Genomic DNA, 23,259 nt, shown 5'->3' with positions numbered 1-23,259 from the left:
GATGAAGAACCCGATAGCAGATTTAAACAAGATTTTCGATAGCAGGATCAGGCTGGGCGTAATGTCTGTACTGATCGTGAACGATGAGATCGGCTTTAACGATTTAAAACAGATGCTTGAACTTACTGACGGTAACCTGGCTTCGCACCTCAGCACTTTGGAGCAAGCAGAGTTTATTAAAGTACACAAAGGTTTTATTGGTCGCAAAACCAGTACCACCTACTCTATTACCGAATTGGGCAAGCAAGCTTTTAAAGCACACTTAGATGCCCTCGAAAAAATGATAAAAAAGCTGTAAGCAATTTTTTTTAATTAATTACTTTGAAATTCAAAGCACTTTTAAAAACATAAAAATGGAAGAAACAATAGAACCTCAAATGAATTATGTAGGCAAACGAATGGCTTATTATTCTGCGCTTATCGGCACACTGATTTTAATAACCTATCTAATATCTCATGCTGACTTTTTAGCTGTAGTAGGAGTCATTTATATTCTCAGCGCAGCTGTCGTAAATACATTGGTACTGATAGTAGTCTTAATAGAACTTATCTGCAACCAATCTTCCTGGAGAAGTTCAGTGGTTACTATCATTTGCATGTTGTTAAACATTCCCTTAGTTATCATCTATATTTTTTTAATAAGCTATTTCAATTTTTAAACCTTAAACATAATGAAAACGAAATCCAACTTTTTACTGCTTTCTACCCTGCTCGGCGGATTGCTTTTTAGCTACATCTTCTGGGAAGAGTGGCTGGCTTTGAACCAACTGATTTATAGTATTTTTATTATAGCAGTTACCCTCTTCAACAGCGAGGTAGCCAAAAGCAACAAATTCAAAATTTATGCTTTGGCTCACTTGCTGGCGGCAGTGCTTGTCGTAGTAAACAATTCGGTACTAACCAGCGTAAGTTATTGTATAAGCCTCTTGTTCTTTGTGGGCTTTGCCCATTATCAGGCAGTACGTACCATTTACATTGCGGCATTGGCTACTGCGCTTCAGATCATTACTGTACCGGCAACTTTAATTAAAAGGCTCTCTGAACTTAAGATTGGCAAATTTGATTTGAAACCCGTATTTAAGCCCATTAAGTACATCATACTTCCGCTATTTATCATTTTCATATTCACTGCGATATACAGTGGCGCCAACCAAATTTTCGGGCACTATTTGGAAACAACTTTCACCGGGATTTATAATTTCTTCAATAACATTTTCGGTTTTATCTTCCGGGATTTAAGTCTTCCACGTTTTATGCATTTCTGCTTCGGAGTATTTTTAACTGCCGGATTAATTATCACTTTTTACAACAAAAGCATTGAAAAACTTGAAGCCAGCTGTAACGAAAAATTATTAAGGATAAGACGGAACAAAAAACCAAGAAGCATCTGGTACGAAGTTGCCCACACTTTTACCAGCCAGATTATCACTAAAAAAATGGCCCTGAAAACCGAATATATCATCGGGCTCATATCCTTTATTTCGTTAAACCTCCTGCTCTTATGTGTTAACTTGATCGATATTTCTACGCTCTGGTTCGGTTATAAACCAGCAGGTAATTTCTCAGCCGACTTGCACGACGGCACAAACGCCTTAATTTTCAGTATCATATTGGCCATGGCAGTAATTTTATATTTCTTCCGCGGCAACCTTAATTTTTACCATAAAAGCAAAACCCTAAAAAGCTTGGCTATTGCCTGGATGGTGCAGAATTTTATCCTCATCATTTCCGTGTTCATTCGTGATGGCTATTATATCGAATTTTATGGTCTCACCCACAAGAGAATCGGTGTTTTGGTTTTCGCTATCCTTTGTATCATTGGCCTGGCCACCGTTTACCTCAAAGTTGCGAAAGAGCGAACCTTGTTTTACCTGTTTAAAGTAAACGGAAATATCTGGTTTGTACTTCTGCTTGCTTTCAGTCTCGTAAACTGGGATGTTTTTATTGCCAAATATAACCTGGCGCATAGCGATGAGGTTGCAGTAGATGCCGATTACCTGCTATCGTTATCTGATAAAACGTTGCCTTTATTGGATCAAAATCGTTCAAAACTGCATTACATTCCAGCAAAAGACCTTTACCGAAAAGAAATTGCCAAACCAAAAACCACACAGTTTTATGGCGAACTACTGGACGAGCGCATTGGTTATTTTAAAGAACGCTATCAAACGGTAAGCTGGCTATCCTGGAATTTGCAGGATTGGAATACAGCGAAATATTTTGGGGTTAATGAACACTAAAAAGTCAATAACAGAATGAACAGAATTTTAAAATTATGTTTGATAGTGGTGGGCTCAGGAGCAATTTTCTTTATAGGTTACTTGATTTGGGGGTATTTAACTTTCTTCTCGATGTTCGATCGAACATATAGTAAGAAGGATTTAATAGAAAATTATAAAATCAAAAGTAAAGAAATTTATGAAGCGCAAGGATATGCAAAATCTATAATACCTACAGGAAAGAAGGTTACAATAGAATTTGAAAACGATCAGTCATTATTTATTTTCCACCTTTCTGATAAAAACAGCGACTCCAGAAACTGGAGTCTCAGCACAAATGATAAAAAAACAGATTCACTTTTGAATGTATTGGGCTGGACAAAACAAACTTTGACCACATTGAAAGAAAAGTTAGACCTCGCCAACTGTATTTCAATAGAAACCGGGGAGCCTTTCACAATCGGTTATCAGAGAAGCGGCATGGGCATGTATTTCTATAATCTATTTGACAAACCACTAACCGATAGCTTAAAAAAAGTATACAACGATGGTTGTGCACACATTTTATATAATAATAAAGTTGCCCTGGAGTTTGGTGGAGGCGCAGTTGGACAGCAATGTTTTGAGAAACCTTAACAACTACTTATGGATTTTTTTCTGATTAAATTTTTAACTGTTCTGGTAATCGCCGCAATAGTTGCTATACTTCCGTTAGTATTCATTGCTTTTATTAGCCAAAAGAAATCAAACCGGAAATTAAGGTATGTCTTAATTTCATTGTTAAGTATACTGGAACTGTGGATTTTTTATTCAGTCTACATTGCATTTTATCCCAACGAGTCATTTTATTTCGAAGAATACAAAAATGTTGTAGGAAAGTTGGCGCCAAAATCAGCTGAAATTATTGACAAATCGGCAAGTTATCCTGATTTTCAAGGCAGTTATAATTCTGTTTCACTAATAAGACTTTCAGAAACAGACTATTGCAATCTTTACAAGGAAATTGATCAAAGTAAAGATTTTGAACAAGCCGATCTCGTCCATACCGAAACACTTAATGAGCTCTTAGATTCAAATAAAAACATCAAGGAGATTATCTGGAAGGGACACAAAAATCAAAACGAAGGCTGGCAACACCATTTCATCGGGTTCGTAAACAACCAAAAAGACATCATTATTTGTTACGTAAGCATTTAAGCAAATTTTAAAAATCCTGTACAATTAACCTCTCGCCTTTGCTAACTTTTGTTGGATTTAGTTTATCCCGATGCACCTTGCATCGGGAAGCAAAGATTTTACTACAGTTAAACAATTAAACACTATATTAAATTTAAAATCATGAAAAATCTACAGTCAACATTAAGTTCGCCAGCAACAAGGATTGCTATTATCCTTGGTGTTGTGGCTTTAATTTTAAGTATTCCGCTTATAGCCATGCAATTTACTAACGAAGTAAAATGGGATTTAACCGATTTCATGGTAGCTGGTATTCTCTTGTTAAGCACGGGCCTGGCCATAGAGCTTGTAATCAGAAACTTAAAAACCGGCACATTAAGAACAGTAATTTTAATCGTCATTTTACTCGCCTTATTCCTCATCTGGGCCGAATTGGCAGTGGGTATCTTCGGAACACCCTTTGCCGGCAGCTAAACCTTTTTTTGCCTTTCATTTTGTACTAACCTGCGATAAAGTTGCTCCTGTTTTTATAAGGGGAGCAACAAAAAGATGCTTAAAATTTCAGATTAACATAAAACGTTCATTTTCCGAAAAAATCGGTAAATTCTATTTGTTTAAAGGCTTTGAAATTGTAGCTTTGGGCAAATTTTGTAGCAAATGAACCAAATACTGTTAAATTAATTATTTTAATGGTAAAAGGCTCCATCTGACAGATAAAGACAAAAATATAAACAGATGAATATTCACGAATACCAGGGTAAACAAATATTAAAAAGTTTCGGTGTTAACGTTCAAGAAGGAATAGTTGCCGACACTCCTGAGCAAGCTGTTGAGGCTGCTAAGCAACTGAAAACTGATTATAATTCTGATTGGGTTGTAATTAAAGCGCAAATCCACGCTGGTGGTCGCGGTAAAGGTGGTGGTGTCAAGTTGGCCAAAAACCTTGAAGAAGTAAAACAACGTGCTACCGATATCATCGGCATGCAATTGGTAACTCCTCAAACCGGACCAGAAGGTAAATTAGTGAACAAGGTTTTGGTTGCTCAGGATGTTTATTATCCAGGTGCTTCTGAAACAAAAGAATTCTACATTTCAGTATTGTTAGACCGTGCTAAAGGTCGCAATATCATCATGTACAGTACCGAAGGTGGTATGGATATTGAAGAAGTTGCTGAGCACACACCACACTTAATCTTCAAAGAAGAAATCGATCCTAAAGTTGGTTTACAAGGTTTCCAGGCACGTAAAATTGCCTTTAACTTAGGTGTTAGCGGTAACGCTTTCAAAGAAATGGTAAAATTCGTTTCTGCTTTATACAAAGCTTACGAAGCTACCGATTCTTCAATGTTCGAAATCAACCCGGTATTAAAAACTTCTGATGATAAAGTAATTGCAGTTGATGCTAAAGTAAATCTGGATGAGAACGGCTTATTCCGTCACCCTGATTACGCAGCAATGCGCGATGTTACGGAAGAAGATCCAATGGAAGTTGAAGCAAGTGCAAGTAACCTAAACTTCGTTAACCTTGATGGTAACGTAGGTTGTATGGTTAATGGTGCTGGTTTGGCTATGGCTACCATGGATATCATTAAATTAGCTGGTGGTGAGCCTGCTAACTTCCTTGACGTAGGTGGAACTGCAAATGCACAAACCGTTAAAGCGGCTTTCAACATCATTTTGAAAGATCCTAACGTTAAAGCTATCCTAATCAATATTTTTGGTGGTATTGTACGTTGCGACCGTGTTGCTCAAGGTGTTATCGATGCATATAAAGAAATCGGTAATATCCCTGTGCCAATTATCTGTCGTTTACAAGGTACAAATGCAGAAGAGGCTAAAAAATTAATCGACGAGTCTGGTCTTCAGGTTTACTCGGCAATTGCTTTAAAAGAAGCTGCTGATTTAGTAACTAAAGTGTTGGCAGAGCAAGCATAATTTAAGCTTAAAGTTGAAAGACTAAGGCTAAAAGCACATAAAAAACCTNNAGGTTTTTTATGTGCTTTTATTTTCCCAAAACCTATAATAAATATCGTCATCTCGACTGTAGCATAGCGGAACGGAGAGATCTATTTAGACGTGTTTCGTTTTCTGAAAATGATCGGTTTCTGTTCTTATGGCGGCCTCCTGCCCTGCTATCCCTCTAAGTCCTCACTCATACTTCGCTCCGGGCTTTCCGTTCTATCAGGTTTATTGAACTTAAGCTGCTGGTTCATGGGCAAAAAAGCATCCCCTTAAAGGCATTACCATCGTTATTCTATTTCGAATAAATATTAAAAGTATCGTCTTACTGACAGAAAATCCGGTTACCTTTAGTTGCCAGAAAATACAAGCTTGTATTTCTTGATATAAAAACCGGGAAACTAAAAAACGTCATAATAATTTAATTATTTATCACACAGATATAAACCTAAAATTATTATAAATCGAAATATAAATATTGCAAAACAATAAAAAATAACCGAATATTAATCATTATTAACACCTAACAATTTTTAATGACACAATTTTATTTGGAATGATTTTTGCTATAAGTAAAACTGTAAAAATCTTGTGCAAACGATAACATTTTCAGCATATTATCCTTTCGGAATGCTATACAATTTCGTAACTTTGCACACTCAATAATTAAAGAGCACACAAAACGTATAAATGAGACAACTCAAGATAACGCAATCCATTACCAATCGTGAAAGCCAATCGTTAGATAAATACCTGCACGAAATTGGTAAAGTAGATTTAATAACAGCAGAAGAGGAAGTAATTTTAGCAAGGAAGATTCGTGAGGGCGATCAGGCTGCATTAGAGCGATTAACTAAAACCAACTTACGTTTCGTTGTATCTGTTGCAAAACAATACCAAAATCAGGGTTTAACTTTAGGAGATTTAATTAATGAAGGTAACCTGGGCTTAATTAAAGCGGCAAAACGTTTTGATGAGACCAAAGGTTTCAAATTCATCTCTTACGCCGTTTGGTGGATTCGTCAATCGATTTTACAGGCTATTGCCGAGCAAAGCCGTATTGTACGTTTACCTTTAAACCAGGTAGGTTCGCTAAGTAAAATCAGTAAAGCTTTCTCTAAATTAGAGCAAGAATACGAGCGCGAGCCATCACCAGAAGAACTGGCTGATATTTTGGAAACAACTGTGGATAAAATTTCGGACACTTTAAGTAATTCTGGTCGTCACGTATCAATGGATGCTCCTTTTGTTCAGGGTGAAGAAAATACATTATTGGATGTATTGGAAAACCACGAACCAAACACAGATAGCTCATTAATTAACGAATCTTTATCAGAGGAAATTAAACGTTCACTTTCTACCTTAACAGAAAGAGAAAGAGAAATTATCGTTTTATTCTTCGGTTTAGGTTCTAACCACCCACTTTCGTTAGAAGAGATTGGTGAGAAATTTAATTTAACACGCGAGCGTGTTCGTCAGATTAAAGATAAAGCGTTACAACGCTTACGTCATACCTCAAGAAGTAAGATTTTAAAATCTTACTTAGGATAAGTAAAATATCTTCATAAAAAAAGACCTGCAAAATTTGCGGGTCTTTTTTTTTTGCAACACAACTAACTTTACCGTTATGATTTTCTATCTTTAAATCATGTCAGTTAGCCTACTCAAAAAATCCATTCAAGTTTATAAACTTATTTTTGCATGGAACATACTGGTAAGTCTATTGATATCAGTATTTTTTATTTTAGGTGGTTTTAAAGAATCAGCTATTTACTCTTTAGCTATGTTCTTCAAACTTACAGGCTGGCTGTTTTCTGTCGCAATTTATTTATTGTTTTATAAATCTACTGCATACTTTTTCAAAAATCAGGGCGTAGGTTTTAGACAAATAATGGCAAACTTAGTCTTGTATGATTTAATTGTTTTTATCGGAATCTTAATAATATCATTTCTATGCAAAGACTTTTTATTGATAGCGTTAACCAATCTTTTGCAGATAGGGAAATATTAAGCAGTGTTTATTTAAACTGTGAGATTGGGGAGGTAGTAGGCTTATTAGGAAGGAATGGATCCGGTAAATCAACATTGTTAAAGATTATTTTTGGAAGTATAAACGCAAACTTCAAATACCTTAACATAAACAACAAGATATATAGCAAAGGTTACCATTCTAAAAATATATCTTACCTACCGCAGAACAGCTTCATACCTACATCAATTAGCGTTTCGAAAGCAATTAATATATTTTGCAAAACTTACCAGGCAGAATTACACAAAATTGAATTGATAGCTAATCATCTGAATTCGAAATTCTATAATTTATCCAGTGGGGAATGCAGATTTTTAGAATGCTTGCTAATGATTTACAGTGATGCAGACTATATATTGCTCGATGAACCTTTTTCACAATTATCGCCATTGTGGGTAGAAGAATTAAAACACCACATCAACCACGTCAAAACGCACAAAGGCTTTATTATAACGGATCATTTATACAAATCGATCCTCGATGTTTCGGACAGGATTGTTTTATTACACAACCGGTGCAATTACAATATCAATAGCGAAGATGACTTGATATTGTATGGTTATTTACCAGGGTTCACAGCATAACGCAATGATACACCACGAAGACACGAAGAACACAAAGAATAAATGAATTCCTGGTGTGCTTTGAGTCTTTGTGGCTTGCTAACTTTATATTAAAACAACAAGTGTTTCACGGTTAAACCGTTATTTATTAACTGTTTTAACGAATCGATACCAATGTGCAGATGCGTTTCTACATATTTCTCGGTAACGCTGCTATCGCTTTCAGCGGTTTTAACACCCTCTGGTATCATCGGCTGATCAGAAACCAATAACAATGCGCCAGCAGGTATTTTATTGGCAAATGCTGTCGTAAAAATGGTTGCTGTTTCCATATCTACTGCCATTGCCCGTAATGTTTTTAAATACTTCTTAAATTCCTTGTCGTGCTCCCAAACCCTGCGGTTGGTGGTATAACAGGTTCCGGTCCAGTAATCGCGTCCATAATCACGTATTGTGGTCGATATCGCTTTCTGCAAGGCGAAAGCCGGTAATGCAGGCACCTCAGCAGGCAGATAATCGTTAGATGTACCTTCTCCCCTAATCGCCGCAATTGGCAGGATCAGATCGCCCAACTGGTTTTTCTTCTTTAAACCACCGCATTTACCTAAAAACAAAACTGCTTTTGGCTTAATGGCCGTCAACAAATCCATCATGGTTGCTGCCAGCGGACTACCCATACCGAAGTTAATTATGGTTATCCCGTTAGCCGTAACACTCTGCATGGGTTTATCTAAGCCCATAATCGGTGCATTATCATTCCACTCAGAAAACATGGTTACATATTTACTGAAATTGGTAAGCAGAATATAATCGCCAAACTGATCTAAAGGCCTGCCCGTATAACGTGGCAGCCAGTTCTTTACAATCTCATCTTTAGATTTTAATCCGGCTTTAACCGGAGTTTCTACTTCTTTTACTTTTTTTGCTTTCTCTACTGCGGCTTCATCTTTCTTTACGTCTTTTTCTTCGTTCATAATAATAAGTTTAGCGCCACGCGCCATGCGCTAAGCGTATTTACAAAAAATCCCTCCCGATTACGGGAAGGATTGATTTTTTTTAAGCAGCCTGCAACTTTTTAAAGTCGGCCTTTTCAAATTTTTCTATCGCGTAATCGAGATTGATATGCAATTCCTTGACATCCGTCTGGGTTGGCGTATCGAACATGGCATCAAGCATAATCGCTTCGCAGATTGACCTCAAACCACGTGCGCCCAACTTATATTCCATTGCCTTATCCACAATAAAATCCAGAACTTCATCATCAAACACTAATTTAACATCTTCGTAAGCAAAAAGCTTAACATATTGCTTAATTAATGAATTTTTTGGTGCCGTTAAGATATTTCTCAACGATTCTTTATCCAATGGATTTAAGTGTGAAAGCACCGGAATACGGCCAATCAGCTCTGGAATTAATCCAAAAGATTTCAAATCTTGAGGTGTAATATACTTATAAAGATTTTTAAGATCTAAAACTGTTTCATCTTTCTTTACTTTATAACCTACAGCCTGTGTTCTTAAACGGTTGGCAATTTTACGTTCAATACCATCAAATGCACCACCGCAAATAAAGAGGATATTATTGGTATTTACCGGAATCATTTTCTGGTCCGGGTGCTTACGTCCGCCCTGAGGTGGAACGTTTACCACTGTACCCTCTAATATCTTTAACAATGCTTGCTGAACGCCTTCACCTGATACATCACGTGTGATAGATGGGTTATCACTTTTACGCGCAACTTTATCTACCTCATCAATATACACAATACCACGTTCGGCAGCAGTTACATCATAGTCTGCAGCTTGCAGCAAACGCGTTAAAATACTCTCCACATCCTCTCCTACATAACCGGCTTCTGTTAAAACTGTTGCATCGCAAATACAGAAAGGCACATGCAAAATTTTAGCAATGGTCTTAGCCAGTAAGGTTTTACCCGTTCCGGTTTCGCCAACCAACATGATATTCGATTTCTCGATCTCAATCTCATCTTTATCTACCTTTTGGTTTAAACGTTTGTAGTGGTTGTAAACCGCAACTGATAATACTTTTTTTGCATCATCCTGGCCAATTACATACTGATCGAGGTGTTGTTTAATTTCAAGAGGCTTTAATAAATTTATTGCCTCTTGAATATTTTTCGTCCCTTTGCTTCCTAGTTCCTGCGCAAGCAATTGATTGGCCTGGGTAACACACTTATCGCAGATAAATGCATCCATACCTTCAATTAACATTAAAGTTTCATGCTTGCCAGAATGGCAGAATGAGCAGCGGGATTCTTTATTTTGTTTCGCCATCTTTTTTTGCGTTTCTCGATAACACTTCATCAACCATACCAAATCCTTTTGCCTCGTCGGCAGTCATCCAGTAATCGCGGTCTGAAGCTTTCTCTACCCAATCATAAGTTTGGCCAGAGTGCTCTGAAATAATATCGTATAATTCTTTTTTCAATTTCAACATTTCCCTCAGGTTGATCTCCATATCAGATGCCACACCTTGTGCACCTCCTGATGGCTGGTGAATCATTACTCTTGAGTGTGGTAAAGCAGCGCGTTTACCTTTAGCTCCTGCTACCAATAAAACAGCGCCCATTGATGCTGCCATACCAGTACAAATTGTAGCTACATCTGGCTGAATGTACTGCATGGTATCATAAATACCTAAACCAGCATATACTGAGCCACCCGGAGAGTTAATATAGATCTGAATATCACGCTCTGCATCAGCCGATTGTAAGAACAACAACTGAGCCTGGATGATGTTTGCATTCTGATCATAAATCGCATCACCTAAAAAGATAATACGGTCCATCATTAACCTCGAAAATACATCCATCTGAGCAACGTTTAACTGACGTTCTTCGATGATATATGGCGTCATATTCTGAGGGTTCAGATTAGCCTGTGCAATAAATTTATCTACGTGTAAACCGCCAATTCCCTGATGTTTAACGGCAAATTTCCTGAATTCTTGTGAGTCTATGTTCATGATTATAGAGTTTGGCGTTTTGCGATAAGCGTTTAGGCTATCCAAATACGCGGGTTACTTTAATAAATATTTTCTGAAGTTGGTTAATTTCCGTGCCAATTTATCTAATTCTTCCAGATAATCCTTCAACTCTATGTCAGAAATATATTTTCTCCGTTCTAAAACTACTAAAATATTTGCATTCTCGAACGTAGAACGATGTGCAATATTCAGATAATGAGCAAATTCCTTATTTGAAACAGTGCCTGAACCTTCGGCAATATTGTTAGATATGGTAAGAGCAGCCCCATTGAGCTGCTCTGCAAATCTGTATTTTTTATCAACTGACAATCGGTCAGCTACATCAAGTAATTTATCAGTTATTGCTATTGATAACTGCCAAACTTCCAGCGATTGAAATTTGAATTGAGCCATAACTAAATATAGAAATAGGACTGTCAATTTCAAAGCGCCAAACGCTAAGCCCCTTACGCTTTGTCTAAAGCTATAAACTTATCGTAATCAATGTCTTTTTGCTCTAAAGTAACGATGGTTTTAATTTGTTCGAAAGTTTTTAAAGCTTTAACCTCTTCGAAAACACGGTTTGCATTTTCTTTTTCCTGTAAGAACTGAACAGCGTATTGTGCTAATTGATCTTCAGGAAGCGGGCTTGGGCTATACATCTTGAACTGTGCGTCTAATTTAGCTTTAGCTGCCTGAACAACATCTTCATATTTAATTTCGATGCTGTTATCTTTAATGATTTTGTTTTCGATTAAAGTCCATTTCAGGTTTTTAGCGAAATCATCATAACCTTCAGCTAATTCTTCGTCGGTTAATTTTTCGTTTGTTGCTTTTAACCAACGACGTAAAAACTCATCCGGCAATTCAAAAGTGTGTTTCTTTAAAAGATCTTCGTAAATATCGTTTGATAATTTACGCTCAGCATCTTGTTTAAACATGCTTTCTACTTCTTCAGTAATTTTAGTTCTGAAACCAGCTTCGTCGGTTACAGTACCTTCACCAAATAATTTATCGAAAAACTCCTGGTTTAAGTCTGACTCTTCTAAACGGTTTACGTTTTTAATTGAAAGTTTGAAGCTAGATTTTAAATCAGCTGCATCTTCTTCAGAAATGTTTAAAGCTTTAGCTACAACTGCAGCATCGTCAAACGCTTTTACTAAATCAACAGTAACTTCGTCTTCTTTCTTTAAACCTACTAATGTTTTAAGGATTTTCTTGTCTTTAACCAAGTCTAAACGAAGTGTTGCAGTGCTTGAAATACCACCTTCGAAAACAGCACCATCAGCACCTAGCTGAGTTAACTCAGCGTAAAGTACATCACCTTCAGCTGAAACTTCAGGATTAGTCATTTTACCATAGCTACGACGGATATTTTTGATACGGCTTTCTAAAGTTTCTTTATCAGCTTTAACCACATATTCGGTGTATTTATCTTTAGATGTAACATTTACATCAAAAGCAGGTGCTAAACCCAACTCGTAATCAAATTCGAATTCGTCGGTGTTATCCCATTTAAATTCGCGCTCATCATCCATTTGTGGTAATGGCTGACCTAAAATTTCTAATTTCTGCTCAGCGATGTAGTTCGATAAAGTGTCGTTTAACAAATTGTTAACCTCTTCTACCAAAATGCTTTTACCGTACATTTTTTTAATGTGGGCAGCAGGAACCATCCCTTTACGGAAACCAGGTAATTGTGCTTTTTTAGCTTGATCTTTGATGGCTTTTTCTACTTTGCCAGAATAATCAGCTGGTGCGATTTTGATTTTTACAACAGCATTTAAGTTGCCGGTTTTTTCCTGTGTAATATTCATTTTTTAGCGATTGAGATATGCAATTAGACCTGAGATTTGAGACATGAGATTTGAGACAAATTTCATATATCGCTCCGCGATTTAAACAGCACATCAATTTTTATTAATCAATGTTTTAAAAAAACAAAACCGTTCCGATGTTAAATCGAAACGGCCTTTATCTTGTTGTGCGGAAGAAGGGACTCGAACCCCCACGCCGTGAAGCGCCAGATCCTAAGTCTGGTGCGGCTACCAATTACGCCACTTCCGCAGTTAGGATGTTGTAAGGACTGCAAAGATAGAAACAAGATTGAATAATCAAAAGGCATCGGTAATATTTTATAGATTATTCTTTCAAAAAAATGCTAACTCACTAATTTTTAAGGAGAAAATTTTTCGCAGGAAGCGCTCTGAATGCACTTTGCCTCTATTCCTGCCTACGGAAATTGAAAAACACTTCGATGTTCCTCCTGCTTTTATACAACAAAGTAATATCTACTGCACTCCATCCGGCAATATTGGTGTTGATCTGTAATTATTGTGGCAACTTTTACATAAAGAAAAAAACCGCCACAAAGTTGTGCCCGTTTTTTTTGTGACATTTTTTTCAGACACAAAAAATATTGTCACAAAAGTTTTAAATGGTTAAAAGAAAATATAGCATTTATGCTATCGGTTGGTGTCTCCATCGACCGAAATAAAGATCTACTGGTCGGTGTCCTCACCGACCAGCGTTTCACATCTGTACGGTAGCGAAGACATCAACCGATACACCTGGGTGTATGCCATAAAAAAAACCGTTCAGGGTTACCAAAACGGTTTTTAAATTGTTGTGCGGAAGAAGGGACTCGAACCCCCACGCCGTGAAGCGCCAGATCCTAAGTCTGGTGCGGCTACCAATTACGCCACTTCCGCATTAGGATGTTTTAAGGATTGCAAAGATAGAAATTAGATTGAATAATCAAACTGTATTATGCCACACGAAAACATAAATTAAGCACAGGTTTCGTTCACTAAATTCCATCCTAAAAAAGAAACCACTGTGTTGCTGACAGATAGCATCCTTCTTAATTACTTCCGATGCACAACTGGCTAAAAAAATATTTTCACATTTTGCATAATGAGAGTCATATCACGCATCAAATTCAGGCTTTACTGGATTAAACCAGGGTCATCCCTTATTTTCTATCCTAGAATTTAATGAGGGTTACATCAATCAGCTCCGGTCCACCATCAACCGGATAACCAGCTACTTTTTTCCCTTTTACAGTAACATCTTTATTCACGTAATTATCGAAGTTAATGCTGGCACTTTTTAATGCATAGGTTTTATTTTCAGCTTTTAGTAAATGGGTACCGTACTGGAAGGTTGACATGCCCAATTTTTCTATTTTACCACTTACAGTTATAGTACCAGCACTTTTGCCATTATTCATTGTTGTACAGCCGGAAAGTGTTGCAACAAACAGGGATAGGATTAATATTTTTTTCATGATAGTTAAGATGTATATTTAAATATGCTACAATTTAAGAAAATTAAAGCAAGGCCTTTAATATAATTCCTTTTGAAACTCAAAAAAGTATTGCACAGCTTTAACCAGCCTGCTGCCATACCAGCTAAACATTTCGCCATCTACCAGCATAATTCTGGCATTTGGTACCGCAGCTTGTATTTCTTCGATGTGCTTTTCGGCAAAAGGATAAGGCTCTGAAGAAAGCAGAATCAGTTCGCAATTTGAAGTTTTCAGTTCCTCGAGTGTTAGTTCCGGGTAGCGTTCCTGCTTGATTACATTCATCATACCGTTGCTTAACAAAATATCATCGATAAAAGTATTTTTGCCTGCAGCCATAAAAGGTTTCCGCCATATGAGGTAAGCCACTTTCTTATCTATACCCTGTTGTAAGGCAAGTGTTTTCAAATCGTTAAAACCGGCAGCAATTAAATGGTTTAAATAACCCGCTTCTGGCTCACGATCTACCAGCTCACCGATCTGGCCAATGGTTTTCATAGCATCATCGAGGGTAAAAATATCGCTCATCCACACCGGAAAATAACCTGCAAGTTCTTTAATATCGCTCTGCGTATTTTCTTCTTTATTGCCAATAATTAAATCGGGCTTTAAATCTTTAATTAAATCGATATTTAGTTTTTTAGTTCCGCCAACCTTAGTGCGCGTAGCAAACTTTTCTATCGGATGAATACAAAATTTAGTTAAACCGATAACTTCGGTATCCAGCCCCAGTTCAAATAACAGTTCGGTTTGAGAGGGAACAACAGAGACAATCCGTTTCGGCGGAAAATTAAAGGTAATTTCCCGCCCCATCTGGTCGGTAAACGTTTTTTGCATAACGCAAAGGTAGTTAACCACAGATAAAAAGGATTAATTGGATCGAAATTATATTAAGCAATTACGGCTACGTCTTCCTTTACCACCCCATCGGCAATATGTAATATCCGGTTTCCGTATTGCGCGTTCTTTTCTGAGTGTGTTACCTGGATAATGGTGATCCCCTCTTCTTCATTGAGTTTTTTAAACAAGCTCATAATTTCTTCGGCCTGTGCCGACTGCAGATTTCCCGTAGGCTCATCGGCCAGAATAAGTGAAGGCTGTGCTGCTAATGCCCGGGCAATACCTACCAATTGCTGCTGACCACCCGATAACTGGTTAGGGAATAAATCCTTTTTAGCCACAATATTAAAACGATCAAGCAGATCGGCTATCCTGCTGGCACGCTCGGCACTTCCTACTTTCTTATATAAAAGCGGGGCTTCGATGTTTTCGTAAACCGTCATTTCATCGATTAAATGGTATGCCTGAAATACAAAGCCGATGTGGTTGCGGTAAAGTTCGATGCGTTTACGTTCGTTTAAACTGGTTACATCTTCGCCAAAAAAGTTATAGGTGCCATAGGTTGGTTCTTCTAACATGCCGATGATGTTGAGCAAGGTAGATTTCCCGGCACCTGAGGGGCCCATAATGGAAACAAATTCGCCCTGATTAATGGTTGTGGTTACCAAACGTAACACATAATTTTTAACGCCTTTGTTGGCGTAATACTTTTCGATATTGGTAAGTTGTATCATATTTTTTAGCGTTGGGCGCAGAGCGTTTGGCGTTTGGCGAACTTATCGCTTATCGCCAATCGCTATACGCAGGTCTTATTCATATTTAAGTGCATTTACCGGATCGCCGGTAGCGGCCTTTCTTGCCTGTATACTTACAGTTAAAACGGCTATAATAATTGAAATAACAGTGGCTAACATAAATGGATAAACCGGCATATCTATCCGGTAGGCAAAACCTTCAAGCCATTTTTTGACTAAAATATAGGCTATGGGCCAGCTGATTAAATTAGCTACTATTACTAAAATCAGAAAGGATTTATTTAAAAGGTTTACAATCTGGATGTTTGATGCGCCCAAAACTTTCCTAACAGCAATTTCTTTGGTTCGGCGTTTTGCAACAAAGGTAGATAAGGCAAACAAGCCCAGTAACGATAAAGAAACTGATACGACGCTAAACAGCACGATCATGTTCATAAACCGCTTATTCTCTTCCAGAATTTCAGAAAAGGCCTCATCCATAGATTGATATTGCAAAGGAAAATCGGGGTAAAGTTTTTTCCACTCCGCTTCTATTTTATTGATAATTCCTTTATAGTTTTTGGTATCGAACCTAACCAGCAGGTTATTGGTATTAGAAGTGCCCCCTAAGCTGGTTACTTTATAAACAGTAGGTAATACGGCTTTATCAAAACCCTCATTGTGGTAATTTTTAATCACACCAACAATTTGAAAGGTAATGGTTTTACCTTCATAATCGACCTTGCCGTAGGTTTGGCCAACCATATTTTTACCCAGCAGGTTAGCTGCAGCTTCGTTAAGTACAACCGAATTAATGGTATCTTGTTTATACTCTTTAGCAAACAACCGTCCGGATATTAACTTTACACCCAGTGTTTGCAGGGCATCCACGGTAACGGTAACACCATTCAGATTAATTTCACGGCCTTTATATACAATTTCACTTTTGTTGTTAAAAGCATTTCCCATTACCTGGGTGGTAGTAGAAACGTATTGAACACCCGGAATACGCCTTATTTTATTGGCAAAATCCTGATCGTAGCCTGTTTGAAGATTAATCAATTTATCGCGTTCAAATCCCAGATCTTTATTGCTGATGTACCTGGTTTGCATTTGCATTACTCCAATGGCAATAATAAAGGTTACAGAGATTCCGAACTGAAAAACTACCAGAATATTACGCAGCACAATTCCTTTCAGGCTATTTTCATAATTGCCTTTAAGTACTGAAACTGGGTGATAACCGGATAATATCCACGCCGGATAGAAGCCAGCCAGGAGTGTTACGACAATAAAAACTACAATGAGCTGCCATGCAATACTTAAAAAATGCTGATTGTGCCAGAAAGTTAACTCAACATTAAACTGGTGGTTAAATGCCGGTAACAACACTTCGATTAAAATAACACTTAAAAAAAGTGAAACCACACTTTGTAAAGCCGATTCGATTAAAAACTGAACGATCAATTGTTTTTTGTAGGCACCAAGCACTTTCTTTACACCAACTTCTTTTGCTCTCTGAACAGATTGTGCTGTAGCCAGGTTAACGAAATTGATAATGGATACAAGCAGTAAGAAAATAGTAATCCCTATTACAGGTTTTAATTTATTTAACCAGTTAATTGCAAAAGGTGGATTGGCATGAACATCTTTTAATGGAATGGCCTTAAGCCCCGGTGTTCTTCCGTTTTTATAAATGTCATTAAAATTCCCTTTCTCAGCAGCCAATGATTTCTTTTTAAAATCTACATATACTTTTTGCAAACTTTTATTGGCCGATAAGGTATCGATATAATTGGCTGATTTTGCATATACCTGATTGTAGTGTGAGCTACCTACCTGATCGGGATCGTGGTCCTGATCTCCGGTATGGCTTATTGCATTAAAGCTTACACTTTCTGGCATATTCGTATCTGCAATTACCCCTGTTATTTTCAATGGTGTACCTTCATCATTCCGCCATCTAACCAGTTTAAACACTTTACCCAGCACCCGGTCAGTTCCATAGAGCTTAATGGCCAAACCCTGTTTTAAAACTACAGTATTGGGTTCTTTTAAAGCGGTTTTTTCGTTACCCTGAACAAAATGATAAGGAAAAACATTAAAAAAGGCAGAATCGGCGTCTTTAATCCCCTTTATTAGGATGGGATCGGCATGATCTATTTTAACTGAAAAACCATTCCCCCATTCCTGATCTACTTTGGTAACTGTAGTAAACTGCGGTACATTTTGTTTTATTAAAGCCGCAACTCTCGAATTACTGATTTCCTGCCAGTAATCCTGATTATCGGGCGTAAAAAAGCTGTGTTTCTCTCTGATCTGGTAAACATTCTTTAAATCTGCCGACCAGGTATCGTAACTTTCTTCGTGGTTAATATATAGCAGCATTAATAAGAACGCAGTTAACCCAAGGGCCAGTCCGCCGATGTTAATGGCTGCGTACACCTTGTTTTTAAACAGGTTGCGCAATGCGATTTTTAAGTTGAGTTTGAACATTTTTTTTATCTCTAGTATCAAGTACGAAGTATTGAGACGCTGGCTTTTTGCTTTGGACCTTTACCTTCTAGCTTTATTCGTATTTAAGTGCATCAATTGTATTGGCATTGGCCGCTTTATAAGAGCGGAAGCTTACGGTAATTAAAGTGATGAGCATGGATACAACCATGGCCAGTACAAAGGGCCAAATACTTAAATCAATCCGATATGCAAAGCCAGAAAGCCATTTCGACACAAATAAATAAGCCATTGGCCAAGCTACAACGTTTGCAATAAACACCATCAATAAAAAGGACCCATTTAACATTTTAACCAGCTGTAAGGTAGAAGCACCTAAAACTTTACGGATGGCAACTTCTCTGGTTCTTTGCATAGCCACAAAAGAAATTAAGCCGAACAGCCCGATAAAAGAAATGAAAATGATTACACCTGCAAATATTTTGAACAGTACGCCCATTACATGCTCGCTTTCATAATAACTTTTTATCCGATCATCAACAAAACCTGAATGGTAAATGCTATTTGGAAAAGTATTATTCCATAAGGCTTCTATTTGCTTCATGGTAGTTAGCAGGTGCCTTCCATCTAACTTTATTGCGGCCTGCCAGTATTGGTTCTTATCAGCCGAAATGGCCAGACCTGAAATGCTTTCTTTTAACGATTTATCATTAAAATCTTTTACAACACCCACAATAGGAATGTTAACTCCTGAGGCATTAATCATTTTACCGAGGGCATTTTCCGCACTGCTAATCCCCACTTTTTTAAGGAAAGTTTCGTTAACCACATAACCATTGGCGGTATCGCTCCGCATAAAAACTTTACCGGCAACAAGTTTTAAATCAAAAAGCTTAAAAAAGTTTTCGTCGGCCTTACAGGTTCTCACTTCGAAATCTTTATTCATCGCTCCATTAAAAGTAAAGTTGGTCGAATTTACATCCTGAGATAAGGGTGGTGACTGGCAATAACTTAACAACTGCACTCCGGGTATTTTCAGAGCCCTTTCTTTAAAAACCTCACGCCTATCTTTACTTACCTTATCCCCTGGCATGCCCACCATCACTACCGCCGCAGAATTGAAACCCAATGGCTTTTGCTGCAGATAATCCATTTGATTTACTATGACAATGGTACCGATAATGAGTATAACGGTAATTGCAAACTGTACCACCACCAGGATTTTACGCAAACTTAAACCGTTGTTATTGAGCGTAACTTTATTTTTTATCGCCAATGCCGGATTAAAACCCGACATCACCAAAGCTGGATAGAAACCTGCCAGCAAGCTAACAAATACAACCAGCAAAGTCATGAATACAAAAATAACCGGATGGCCAAACAAACTGAATACAATCTGATTTTTGAAGAGATTCTGCATGGCTGGTATAGCCAGTTCGCTAATCATACAGGCAACCAGCAGGGCAATAAAAACCAAGGCAACCGTTTCTGTTAAAAATTGTACAACAAGTTGCTTGCGTTTACCTCCCATTACTTTACGTACCCCAACTTCTTTAGATCGGTTAACTGCCTGTGCCGTATTTAAATTAATAAAGTTGATACAAGCGGTACAAATTAAAAACAAACCAATAATGGCCAGGCCATAAATTTGCTGTTTGGCAATTGTTGTATTTATAAAATTATCGTAACGTCCATCAAAATGGATCTCTTTTAACGCCTGAAGCCTGTTTACCTGATTGCCTTCAATCTTTTTATCTGTATAATATTTTTTATTGAATTTTGCCATTGCTCCATCCAGATCTGAGCTTTTAAGCCCTGCTTTAAGTAACACGTAACTACTTAAACTGGAGTTTATACAATCCCAACAATCCTTGTTGCCATAATAACTAAATAAGTTCTGGTAACTGATTACTATTTTTAAAGGGAAGCTGCTATTTTGAGGCATATCCTGAAATACTCCTGTAACCTTTAATTGTGTTTTGGTACCCAGGGTAATACTTTTGCCAATTGCATTTTCTATACTGCCAAAATATTTAAGGGCTGTGGCTTCTGATAAGGCCACACTGTTAGGGGCTTTTAACGTTTCGGCTGCTTTATTATATTTCCAGTTTATATTGAACACAGCAAAAAAGTCGGGTTCGGCAAAATGTATCACCTCACGACTTTTAATAATTTCTCTACCGGTAAGGTCCTTAACATGAATAACTTCATCTATTTGCGCTATGCCGCCTATTTTTTCTATGCCGGCAATTTCATTTCGGGCCGCCGCAGTAAAAGGTAAGGGTACACCTGCAGAGAAATCGTCGAAAGCATTGTACTTCCAATCGGTAACTACCCGATAAATACGATCTGAATTTCTATACCCCTCATCAAAACTTAACTGAAAACGAATAAAAATAAAAATGAGGATACAGCTGGCCATCCCGATCGATAAACCAAGAATATTGATTAGCGCATAGCCCTTGTTTTTCCAAAGGTTCCGCAAAGCGATTTTGAGATTGAGTTTGAACATATTAGGGTTAACTGTATAAATTGTTAAACTGGCTAATTGTTAATTGCCAACTGAAAACTGCCAATTGCTTTATTCGTATTTAAGTGCATCAATGGTATTGGCAACTGCAGCTTTATAAGAGCGGAGACTTACCGTAATTAATGTAATTACCATGGATATAACCATTGCCAGTGCAAACGGCCAGATACTGATATTAATCCGGTAGGCAAAACCAGCTAACCATTTCGACACAAATAAATAAGCCAATGGCCAGGCCACTACATTGGCAATAAAAACCATCATCAGGAACGAACCATTTAGCATTTTAACCAGCTCAATTGTAGATGCACCTAAAACTTTTCTGATGGCTACCTCTTTTGTGCGCTGGGTGGCAACGAATGAAATTAGTCCGAACAAACCGATAAAAGAGATAAAAATGATTACGCCTGCAAAAACTTCAAACAAGGTTCCCATTATCTTTTCTCCCTGGTAATAATTATTAATTTCATCATCTAAAAATGATTCGTTATAAACCGATTCGGGAAAGGTATTCTGCCATATTTTCTCTACCGTTTTCATTGTACCCATCATTTCTTTTGAATTTAATTTGATGGCAGCATAAAAAAACCTGGGTTTAAGTGCGCCTATCAAAATCGGATCGATCGCCTCGTGCAAACTTTTATTTTTAAAATCCTGTATCACACCCACAACCGGAGCTTTCATTCCACCCATCGAAATTACTTTCCCGATGGCTTCGTTAGGGTTTCTTATATTCAGTTTTTTTAATAAGGTTTCGTTTACCAAATACTCATTTACGGTATCTGATTTAACCAGATTTCTACCGGCAACAAGTTTTAAATCGAAGGTTTTTAAGTAGTCCTCATCGGCATTTTTTGTATTTATCTGAAAGTCTACATCTTTACCTCCATTGTAAGAAAAGGTATTTCCGTTGTTATTTTGAGATGAAGGGGCTGTACGGCAAAAACTTACTTCCTGGACACCCGGAACCTGCTTTAACCGTGCTTTGAAACTGGAAAAGCGTGGTGTAGTCAGGCTGTCGTTAGGCAAATCGACCATGGCAATGGCCGTTGGATTAAAACCAAGCGGCTGCTCCCTGATGTACTTCATTTGGCTAAGGATAACCAACGTACCTATAATTAAGGTAACCGTTAGTGCAAACTGCACAACAACCAAAATTTTCCTTAAACCCAGTCCACCTGTATTGGCTGCGATTTTATTTTTGATGGCCAGCGCCGGGTTAAAACGAGACATGACAACGGCAGGATAAAATCCGGCAAGGAAACTCACAAAAACAACCAGCCCTAACATGAAAACCAGAATAATGGGATGCTGAAAAATGCTGAAAGAGATTTTTGAGTTAAAAAGGCGCTGCATTCCGGGCAAAGCAATTTCGGTTAGCACACAACCAATTAGCAATGAAATAACTACTATGGTTAACGTTTCGGTTAAAAACTGTACAACAAGCTGGCTTCTCTGACTGCCCATTACCTTGCGTACGCCTACTTCTTTTGAACGGCTTACTGCCTGTGCTGTTGCCAGATTGATAAAGTTTATTGATGCCGTGATGATGAGGAAAAACCCGATTACAGCCAGGCCATAAAGTTGTTTCTTCGGCATAATTCTGCCCGAAAAATTCCCATACTTAGGATTGTAATGGATATCGTTTAAGGGCTGAAACAAATGTCCTTCTTTGCCTGGTGCCTTTTCTACATAATACTTTTTAATAAAAGCTTTTAAAGGTTCTGAAAGCGCATCGATCTTAATATTTGGTTTCAGTTTAAAGTAACTCTCAGAATTAGATCCAACCGAACCCCAGTTGGTTAAATTTCTATTTTTGAATGATTTATAAGAGAGCATAATCTTTAGCGGAACTGAGTTATTCTCTGCAACATCATCAATTACCCCACTAACCGTATAATTTATACTTCCATCAAAACTTAAACTTTTACCTAAAGCATTTTGCCAATCGCCAAAAAACTTTGTAGCCATCTCTTTAGATAACACTGCATTGCCGGGATTAGCCAATGAATTAAAATTACCTGAAAGCCAGCTGTAGCTGAAAATTTCAAAAAAATCGGGTTCCACATAGAATACATTTTCTATTGCTTTTAGCTTTTCCTTCCCGTTGTTATCTGTAATTTTAATTAATCCTGAGCCATTTTCTATCGCCGAAATTTTCTCCATGTAAGGTGAAAAATCATTGCGCATGGCAGGAGTAAGCGGCAAAGGAACACCTTGCGAAGAAAACTGGTTTCCATCGGCATAATCCCAGGTCGAAACTACCCGATAAATTCTGTCCTCATTTTTAAAACCCTCATCAAAACTCATCTGATAACGAATAAAAATAAAGATCAAAATACAGCTTGCCATCCCGATAGAAAGACCAAGAATATTAATGAGCGTATAACCTTTGTTTTTCCAGAGGTTGCGCCAGGCTATTTTTAGGTTAAGTTTGAACATTGTTTTAAGGTTGAAGGTTG

At 37.5% G+C, this 23,259-nt stretch carries 20 protein-coding genes and 2 tRNA genes; 9 read left to right on the top strand and 13 right to left on the bottom strand.

The window, feature by feature from the left end; translation table 11 throughout:
• Position 1 precedes the first annotated feature (1 nt).
• From DBR40_RS09990 to DBR40_RS09950, 9 genes are all read left to right on the top strand, one after another.
• Positions 2 to 298, top strand: coding sequence for a winged helix-turn-helix domain-containing protein (locus tag DBR40_RS09990; RefSeq protein ID WP_124559610.1), 297 nt, complete (start codon positions 2 to 4; stop codon positions 296 to 298).
• Between the two features lie 55 nt (positions 299 to 353).
• Positions 354 to 659, top strand: coding sequence for a hypothetical protein (locus tag DBR40_RS09985; RefSeq protein WP_124559609.1), 306 nt, complete (start codon positions 354 to 356; stop codon positions 657 to 659).
• A gap of 12 nt (positions 660 to 671) precedes the next feature.
• Positions 672 to 2,240 (top strand): DUF4173 domain-containing protein, encoded by a 1,569-nt coding sequence (locus tag DBR40_RS09980; protein WP_124559608.1) that lies wholly within the window; start codon positions 672 to 674, stop codon positions 2,238 to 2,240.
• 15 nt (positions 2,241 to 2,255) lie between these two features.
• Entirely contained in the window at positions 2,256 to 2,855 is a 600-nt protein-coding gene (locus DBR40_RS09975; RefSeq protein WP_124559607.1) for a hypothetical protein, read from the top strand.
• Positions 2,856 to 2,864: 9 nt separating this feature from the next.
• The gene (locus DBR40_RS09970; RefSeq protein WP_124559606.1) at positions 2,865 to 3,416 is read left to right on the top strand and encodes a hypothetical protein; all 552 of its coding nucleotides are present in this window, start codon (positions 2,865 to 2,867) and stop codon (positions 3,414 to 3,416) included.
• A gap of 141 nt (positions 3,417 to 3,557) precedes the next feature.
• The gene (locus DBR40_RS09965) at positions 3,558 to 3,869 is read left to right on the top strand and encodes a hypothetical protein (protein ID WP_124559605.1); all 312 of its coding nucleotides are present in this window, start codon (positions 3,558 to 3,560) and stop codon (positions 3,867 to 3,869) included.
• Between the two features lie 261 nt (positions 3,870 to 4,130).
• Positions 4,131 to 5,330: an ADP-forming succinate--CoA ligase subunit beta gene (gene sucC / locus DBR40_RS09960; RefSeq protein WP_124559604.1), complete on the top strand. Its 1,200-nt coding sequence runs from the start codon at positions 4,131 to 4,133 to the stop codon at positions 5,328 to 5,330.
• A gap of 714 nt (positions 5,331 to 6,044) precedes the next feature.
• Positions 6,045 to 6,905 carry an RNA polymerase sigma factor RpoD/SigA gene (locus tag DBR40_RS09955; protein ID WP_010601359.1) on the top strand — a complete coding sequence of 287 codons (861 nt, stop codon included), beginning with the start codon at positions 6,045 to 6,047 and terminating at the stop codon, positions 6,903 to 6,905.
• Positions 6,906 to 7,307: 402 nt separating this feature from the next.
• Positions 7,308 to 7,967 carry an ATP-binding cassette domain-containing protein gene (locus DBR40_RS09950; RefSeq protein ID WP_124559603.1) on the top strand — a complete coding sequence of 220 codons (660 nt, stop codon included), beginning with the start codon at positions 7,308 to 7,310 and terminating at the stop codon, positions 7,965 to 7,967.
• Between the two features lie 89 nt (positions 7,968 to 8,056).
• Here the strand turns inward: DBR40_RS09950 and DBR40_RS09945 are convergent, their stop codons facing one another.
• The 13 genes from DBR40_RS09945 to DBR40_RS09885 all read right to left on the bottom strand — a co-directional run bounded on the left by DBR40_RS09945 (position 8,057) and on the right by DBR40_RS09885 (position 23,239).
• Entirely contained in the window at positions 8,057 to 8,920 is an 864-nt protein-coding gene (locus DBR40_RS09945; RefSeq protein ID WP_124559602.1) for an AMP nucleosidase, read from the bottom strand.
• 82 nt (positions 8,921 to 9,002) lie between these two features.
• Positions 9,003 to 10,271, bottom strand: coding sequence for an ATP-dependent Clp protease ATP-binding subunit ClpX (gene clpX / locus DBR40_RS09940; protein ID WP_370526539.1), 1,269 nt, complete (start codon positions 10,269 to 10,271; stop codon positions 9,003 to 9,005).
• Entirely contained in the window at positions 10,225 to 10,932 is a 708-nt protein-coding gene (gene clpP, locus DBR40_RS09935; RefSeq protein ID WP_124559600.1) for an ATP-dependent Clp endopeptidase proteolytic subunit ClpP, read from the bottom strand. The genes clpX and clpP overlap by 47 nt, the downstream gene beginning before the upstream one ends.
• Positions 10,933 to 10,986: 54 nt before the next feature.
• Entirely contained in the window at positions 10,987 to 11,346 is a 360-nt protein-coding gene (locus tag DBR40_RS09930; protein WP_124559599.1) for a four helix bundle protein, read from the bottom strand.
• A 53-nt stretch (positions 11,347 to 11,399) separates the two neighbouring features.
• A complete protein-coding gene (gene tig, locus DBR40_RS09925; protein ID WP_124559598.1) occupies positions 11,400 to 12,749 on the bottom strand; it encodes a trigger factor in 1,350 nt (449 codons plus the stop codon).
• Positions 12,750 to 12,917: 168 nt separating this feature from the next.
• Positions 12,918 to 12,999, bottom strand: a tRNA-Leu gene (locus DBR40_RS09920).
• Between the two features lie 562 nt (positions 13,000 to 13,561).
• Positions 13,562 to 13,643, bottom strand: a tRNA-Leu gene (locus tag DBR40_RS09915).
• A gap of 275 nt (positions 13,644 to 13,918) precedes the next feature.
• Positions 13,919 to 14,221 carry a hypothetical protein gene (locus DBR40_RS09910; RefSeq protein WP_124559597.1) on the bottom strand — a complete coding sequence of 101 codons (303 nt, stop codon included), beginning with the start codon at positions 14,219 to 14,221 and terminating at the stop codon, positions 13,919 to 13,921.
• 57 nt (positions 14,222 to 14,278) lie between these two features.
• Positions 14,279 to 15,076, bottom strand: coding sequence for a helical backbone metal receptor (locus DBR40_RS09905; RefSeq protein ID WP_124559596.1), 798 nt, complete (start codon positions 15,074 to 15,076; stop codon positions 14,279 to 14,281).
• 53 nt (positions 15,077 to 15,129) lie between these two features.
• On the bottom strand, positions 15,130 to 15,813 hold the full coding sequence (locus tag DBR40_RS09900) for an ABC transporter ATP-binding protein (RefSeq protein WP_124559595.1): 684 nt from the start codon (positions 15,811 to 15,813) through the stop codon (positions 15,130 to 15,132).
• Between the two features lie 75 nt (positions 15,814 to 15,888).
• Positions 15,889 to 18,309, bottom strand: a complete 2,421-nt coding sequence (locus tag DBR40_RS09895) for an ABC transporter permease (protein WP_124559594.1) — start codon at positions 18,307 to 18,309, stop codon at positions 15,889 to 15,891.
• Positions 18,310 to 18,382: 73 nt separating this feature from the next.
• The gene (locus DBR40_RS09890; RefSeq protein WP_124559593.1) at positions 18,383 to 20,779 is read right to left on the bottom strand and encodes an ABC transporter permease; all 2,397 of its coding nucleotides are present in this window, start codon (positions 20,777 to 20,779) and stop codon (positions 18,383 to 18,385) included.
• Positions 20,780 to 20,848: 69 nt separating this feature from the next.
• Positions 20,849 to 23,239, bottom strand: a complete 2,391-nt coding sequence (locus DBR40_RS09885; RefSeq protein WP_124559592.1) for an ABC transporter permease — start codon at positions 23,237 to 23,239, stop codon at positions 20,849 to 20,851.
• Between the last annotated feature and the right edge of the window lie 20 nt (positions 23,240 to 23,259).

Source organism: Pedobacter sp. KBW01, from assembly GCF_003852395.1.
GTDB lineage: Bacteria > Bacteroidota > Bacteroidia > Sphingobacteriales > Sphingobacteriaceae > Pedobacter.
This window is presented reverse-complemented; position numbering and strand designations above follow the sequence as displayed.

Bases quoted from the DNA above. Each gene is read 5' to 3' on its own strand.
- DBR40_RS09895 (WP_124559594.1), bottom strand. From the start codon at position 18,309: ATGTTCAAACTCAACTTAAAAATCGCATTGCGCAACCTGTTTAAAAAC.
- DBR40_RS09930 (WP_124559599.1), bottom strand. From the start codon at position 11,346: ATGGCTCAATTCAAATTTCAATCGCTGGAAGTTTGGCAGTTATCAATA.
- tig (WP_124559598.1), bottom strand. From the start codon at position 12,749: ATGAATATTACACAGGAAAAAACCGGCAACTTAAATGCTGTTGTAAAA.
- clpP (WP_124559600.1), bottom strand. From the start codon at position 10,932: ATGAACATAGACTCACAAGAATTCAGGAAATTTGCCGTTAAACATCAG.
- DBR40_RS09885 (WP_124559592.1), bottom strand. From the start codon at position 23,239: ATGTTCAAACTTAACCTAAAAATAGCCTGGCGCAACCTCTGGAAAAAC.
- DBR40_RS09905 (WP_124559596.1), bottom strand. From the start codon at position 15,076: ATGCAAAAAACGTTTACCGACCAGATGGGGCGGGAAATTACCTTTAAT.
- sucC (WP_124559604.1), top strand. From the start codon at position 4,131: ATGAATATTCACGAATACCAGGGTAAACAAATATTAAAAAGTTTCGGT.
- clpX (WP_370526539.1), bottom strand. From the start codon at position 10,271: ATGAAGTGTTATCGAGAAACGCAAAAAAAGATGGCGAAACAAAATAAA.
- DBR40_RS09945 (WP_124559602.1), bottom strand. From the start codon at position 8,920: ATGAACGAAGAAAAAGACGTAAAGAAAGATGAAGCCGCAGTAGAGAAA.
- DBR40_RS09990 (WP_124559610.1), top strand. From the start codon at position 2: ATGAAGAACCCGATAGCAGATTTAAACAAGATTTTCGATAGCAGGATC.
- DBR40_RS09900 (WP_124559595.1), bottom strand. From the start codon at position 15,813: ATGATACAACTTACCAATATCGAAAAGTATTACGCCAACAAAGGCGTT.
- DBR40_RS09970 (WP_124559606.1), top strand. From the start codon at position 2,865: ATGGATTTTTTTCTGATTAAATTTTTAACTGTTCTGGTAATCGCCGCA.
- DBR40_RS09965 (WP_124559605.1), top strand. From the start codon at position 3,558: ATGAAAAATCTACAGTCAACATTAAGTTCGCCAGCAACAAGGATTGCT.
- DBR40_RS09910 (WP_124559597.1), bottom strand. From the start codon at position 14,221: ATGAAAAAAATATTAATCCTATCCCTGTTTGTTGCAACACTTTCCGGC.
- DBR40_RS09950 (WP_124559603.1), top strand. From the start codon at position 7,308: ATGCAAAGACTTTTTATTGATAGCGTTAACCAATCTTTTGCAGATAGG.
- DBR40_RS09980 (WP_124559608.1), top strand. From the start codon at position 672: ATGAAAACGAAATCCAACTTTTTACTGCTTTCTACCCTGCTCGGCGGA.
- DBR40_RS09955 (WP_010601359.1), top strand. From the start codon at position 6,045: ATGAGACAACTCAAGATAACGCAATCCATTACCAATCGTGAAAGCCAA.
- DBR40_RS09890 (WP_124559593.1), bottom strand. From the start codon at position 20,779: ATGTTCAAACTCAATCTCAAAATCGCTTTGCGGAACCTTTGGAAAAAC.
- DBR40_RS09975 (WP_124559607.1), top strand. From the start codon at position 2,256: ATGAACAGAATTTTAAAATTATGTTTGATAGTGGTGGGCTCAGGAGCA.
- DBR40_RS09985 (WP_124559609.1), top strand. From the start codon at position 354: ATGGAAGAAACAATAGAACCTCAAATGAATTATGTAGGCAAACGAATG.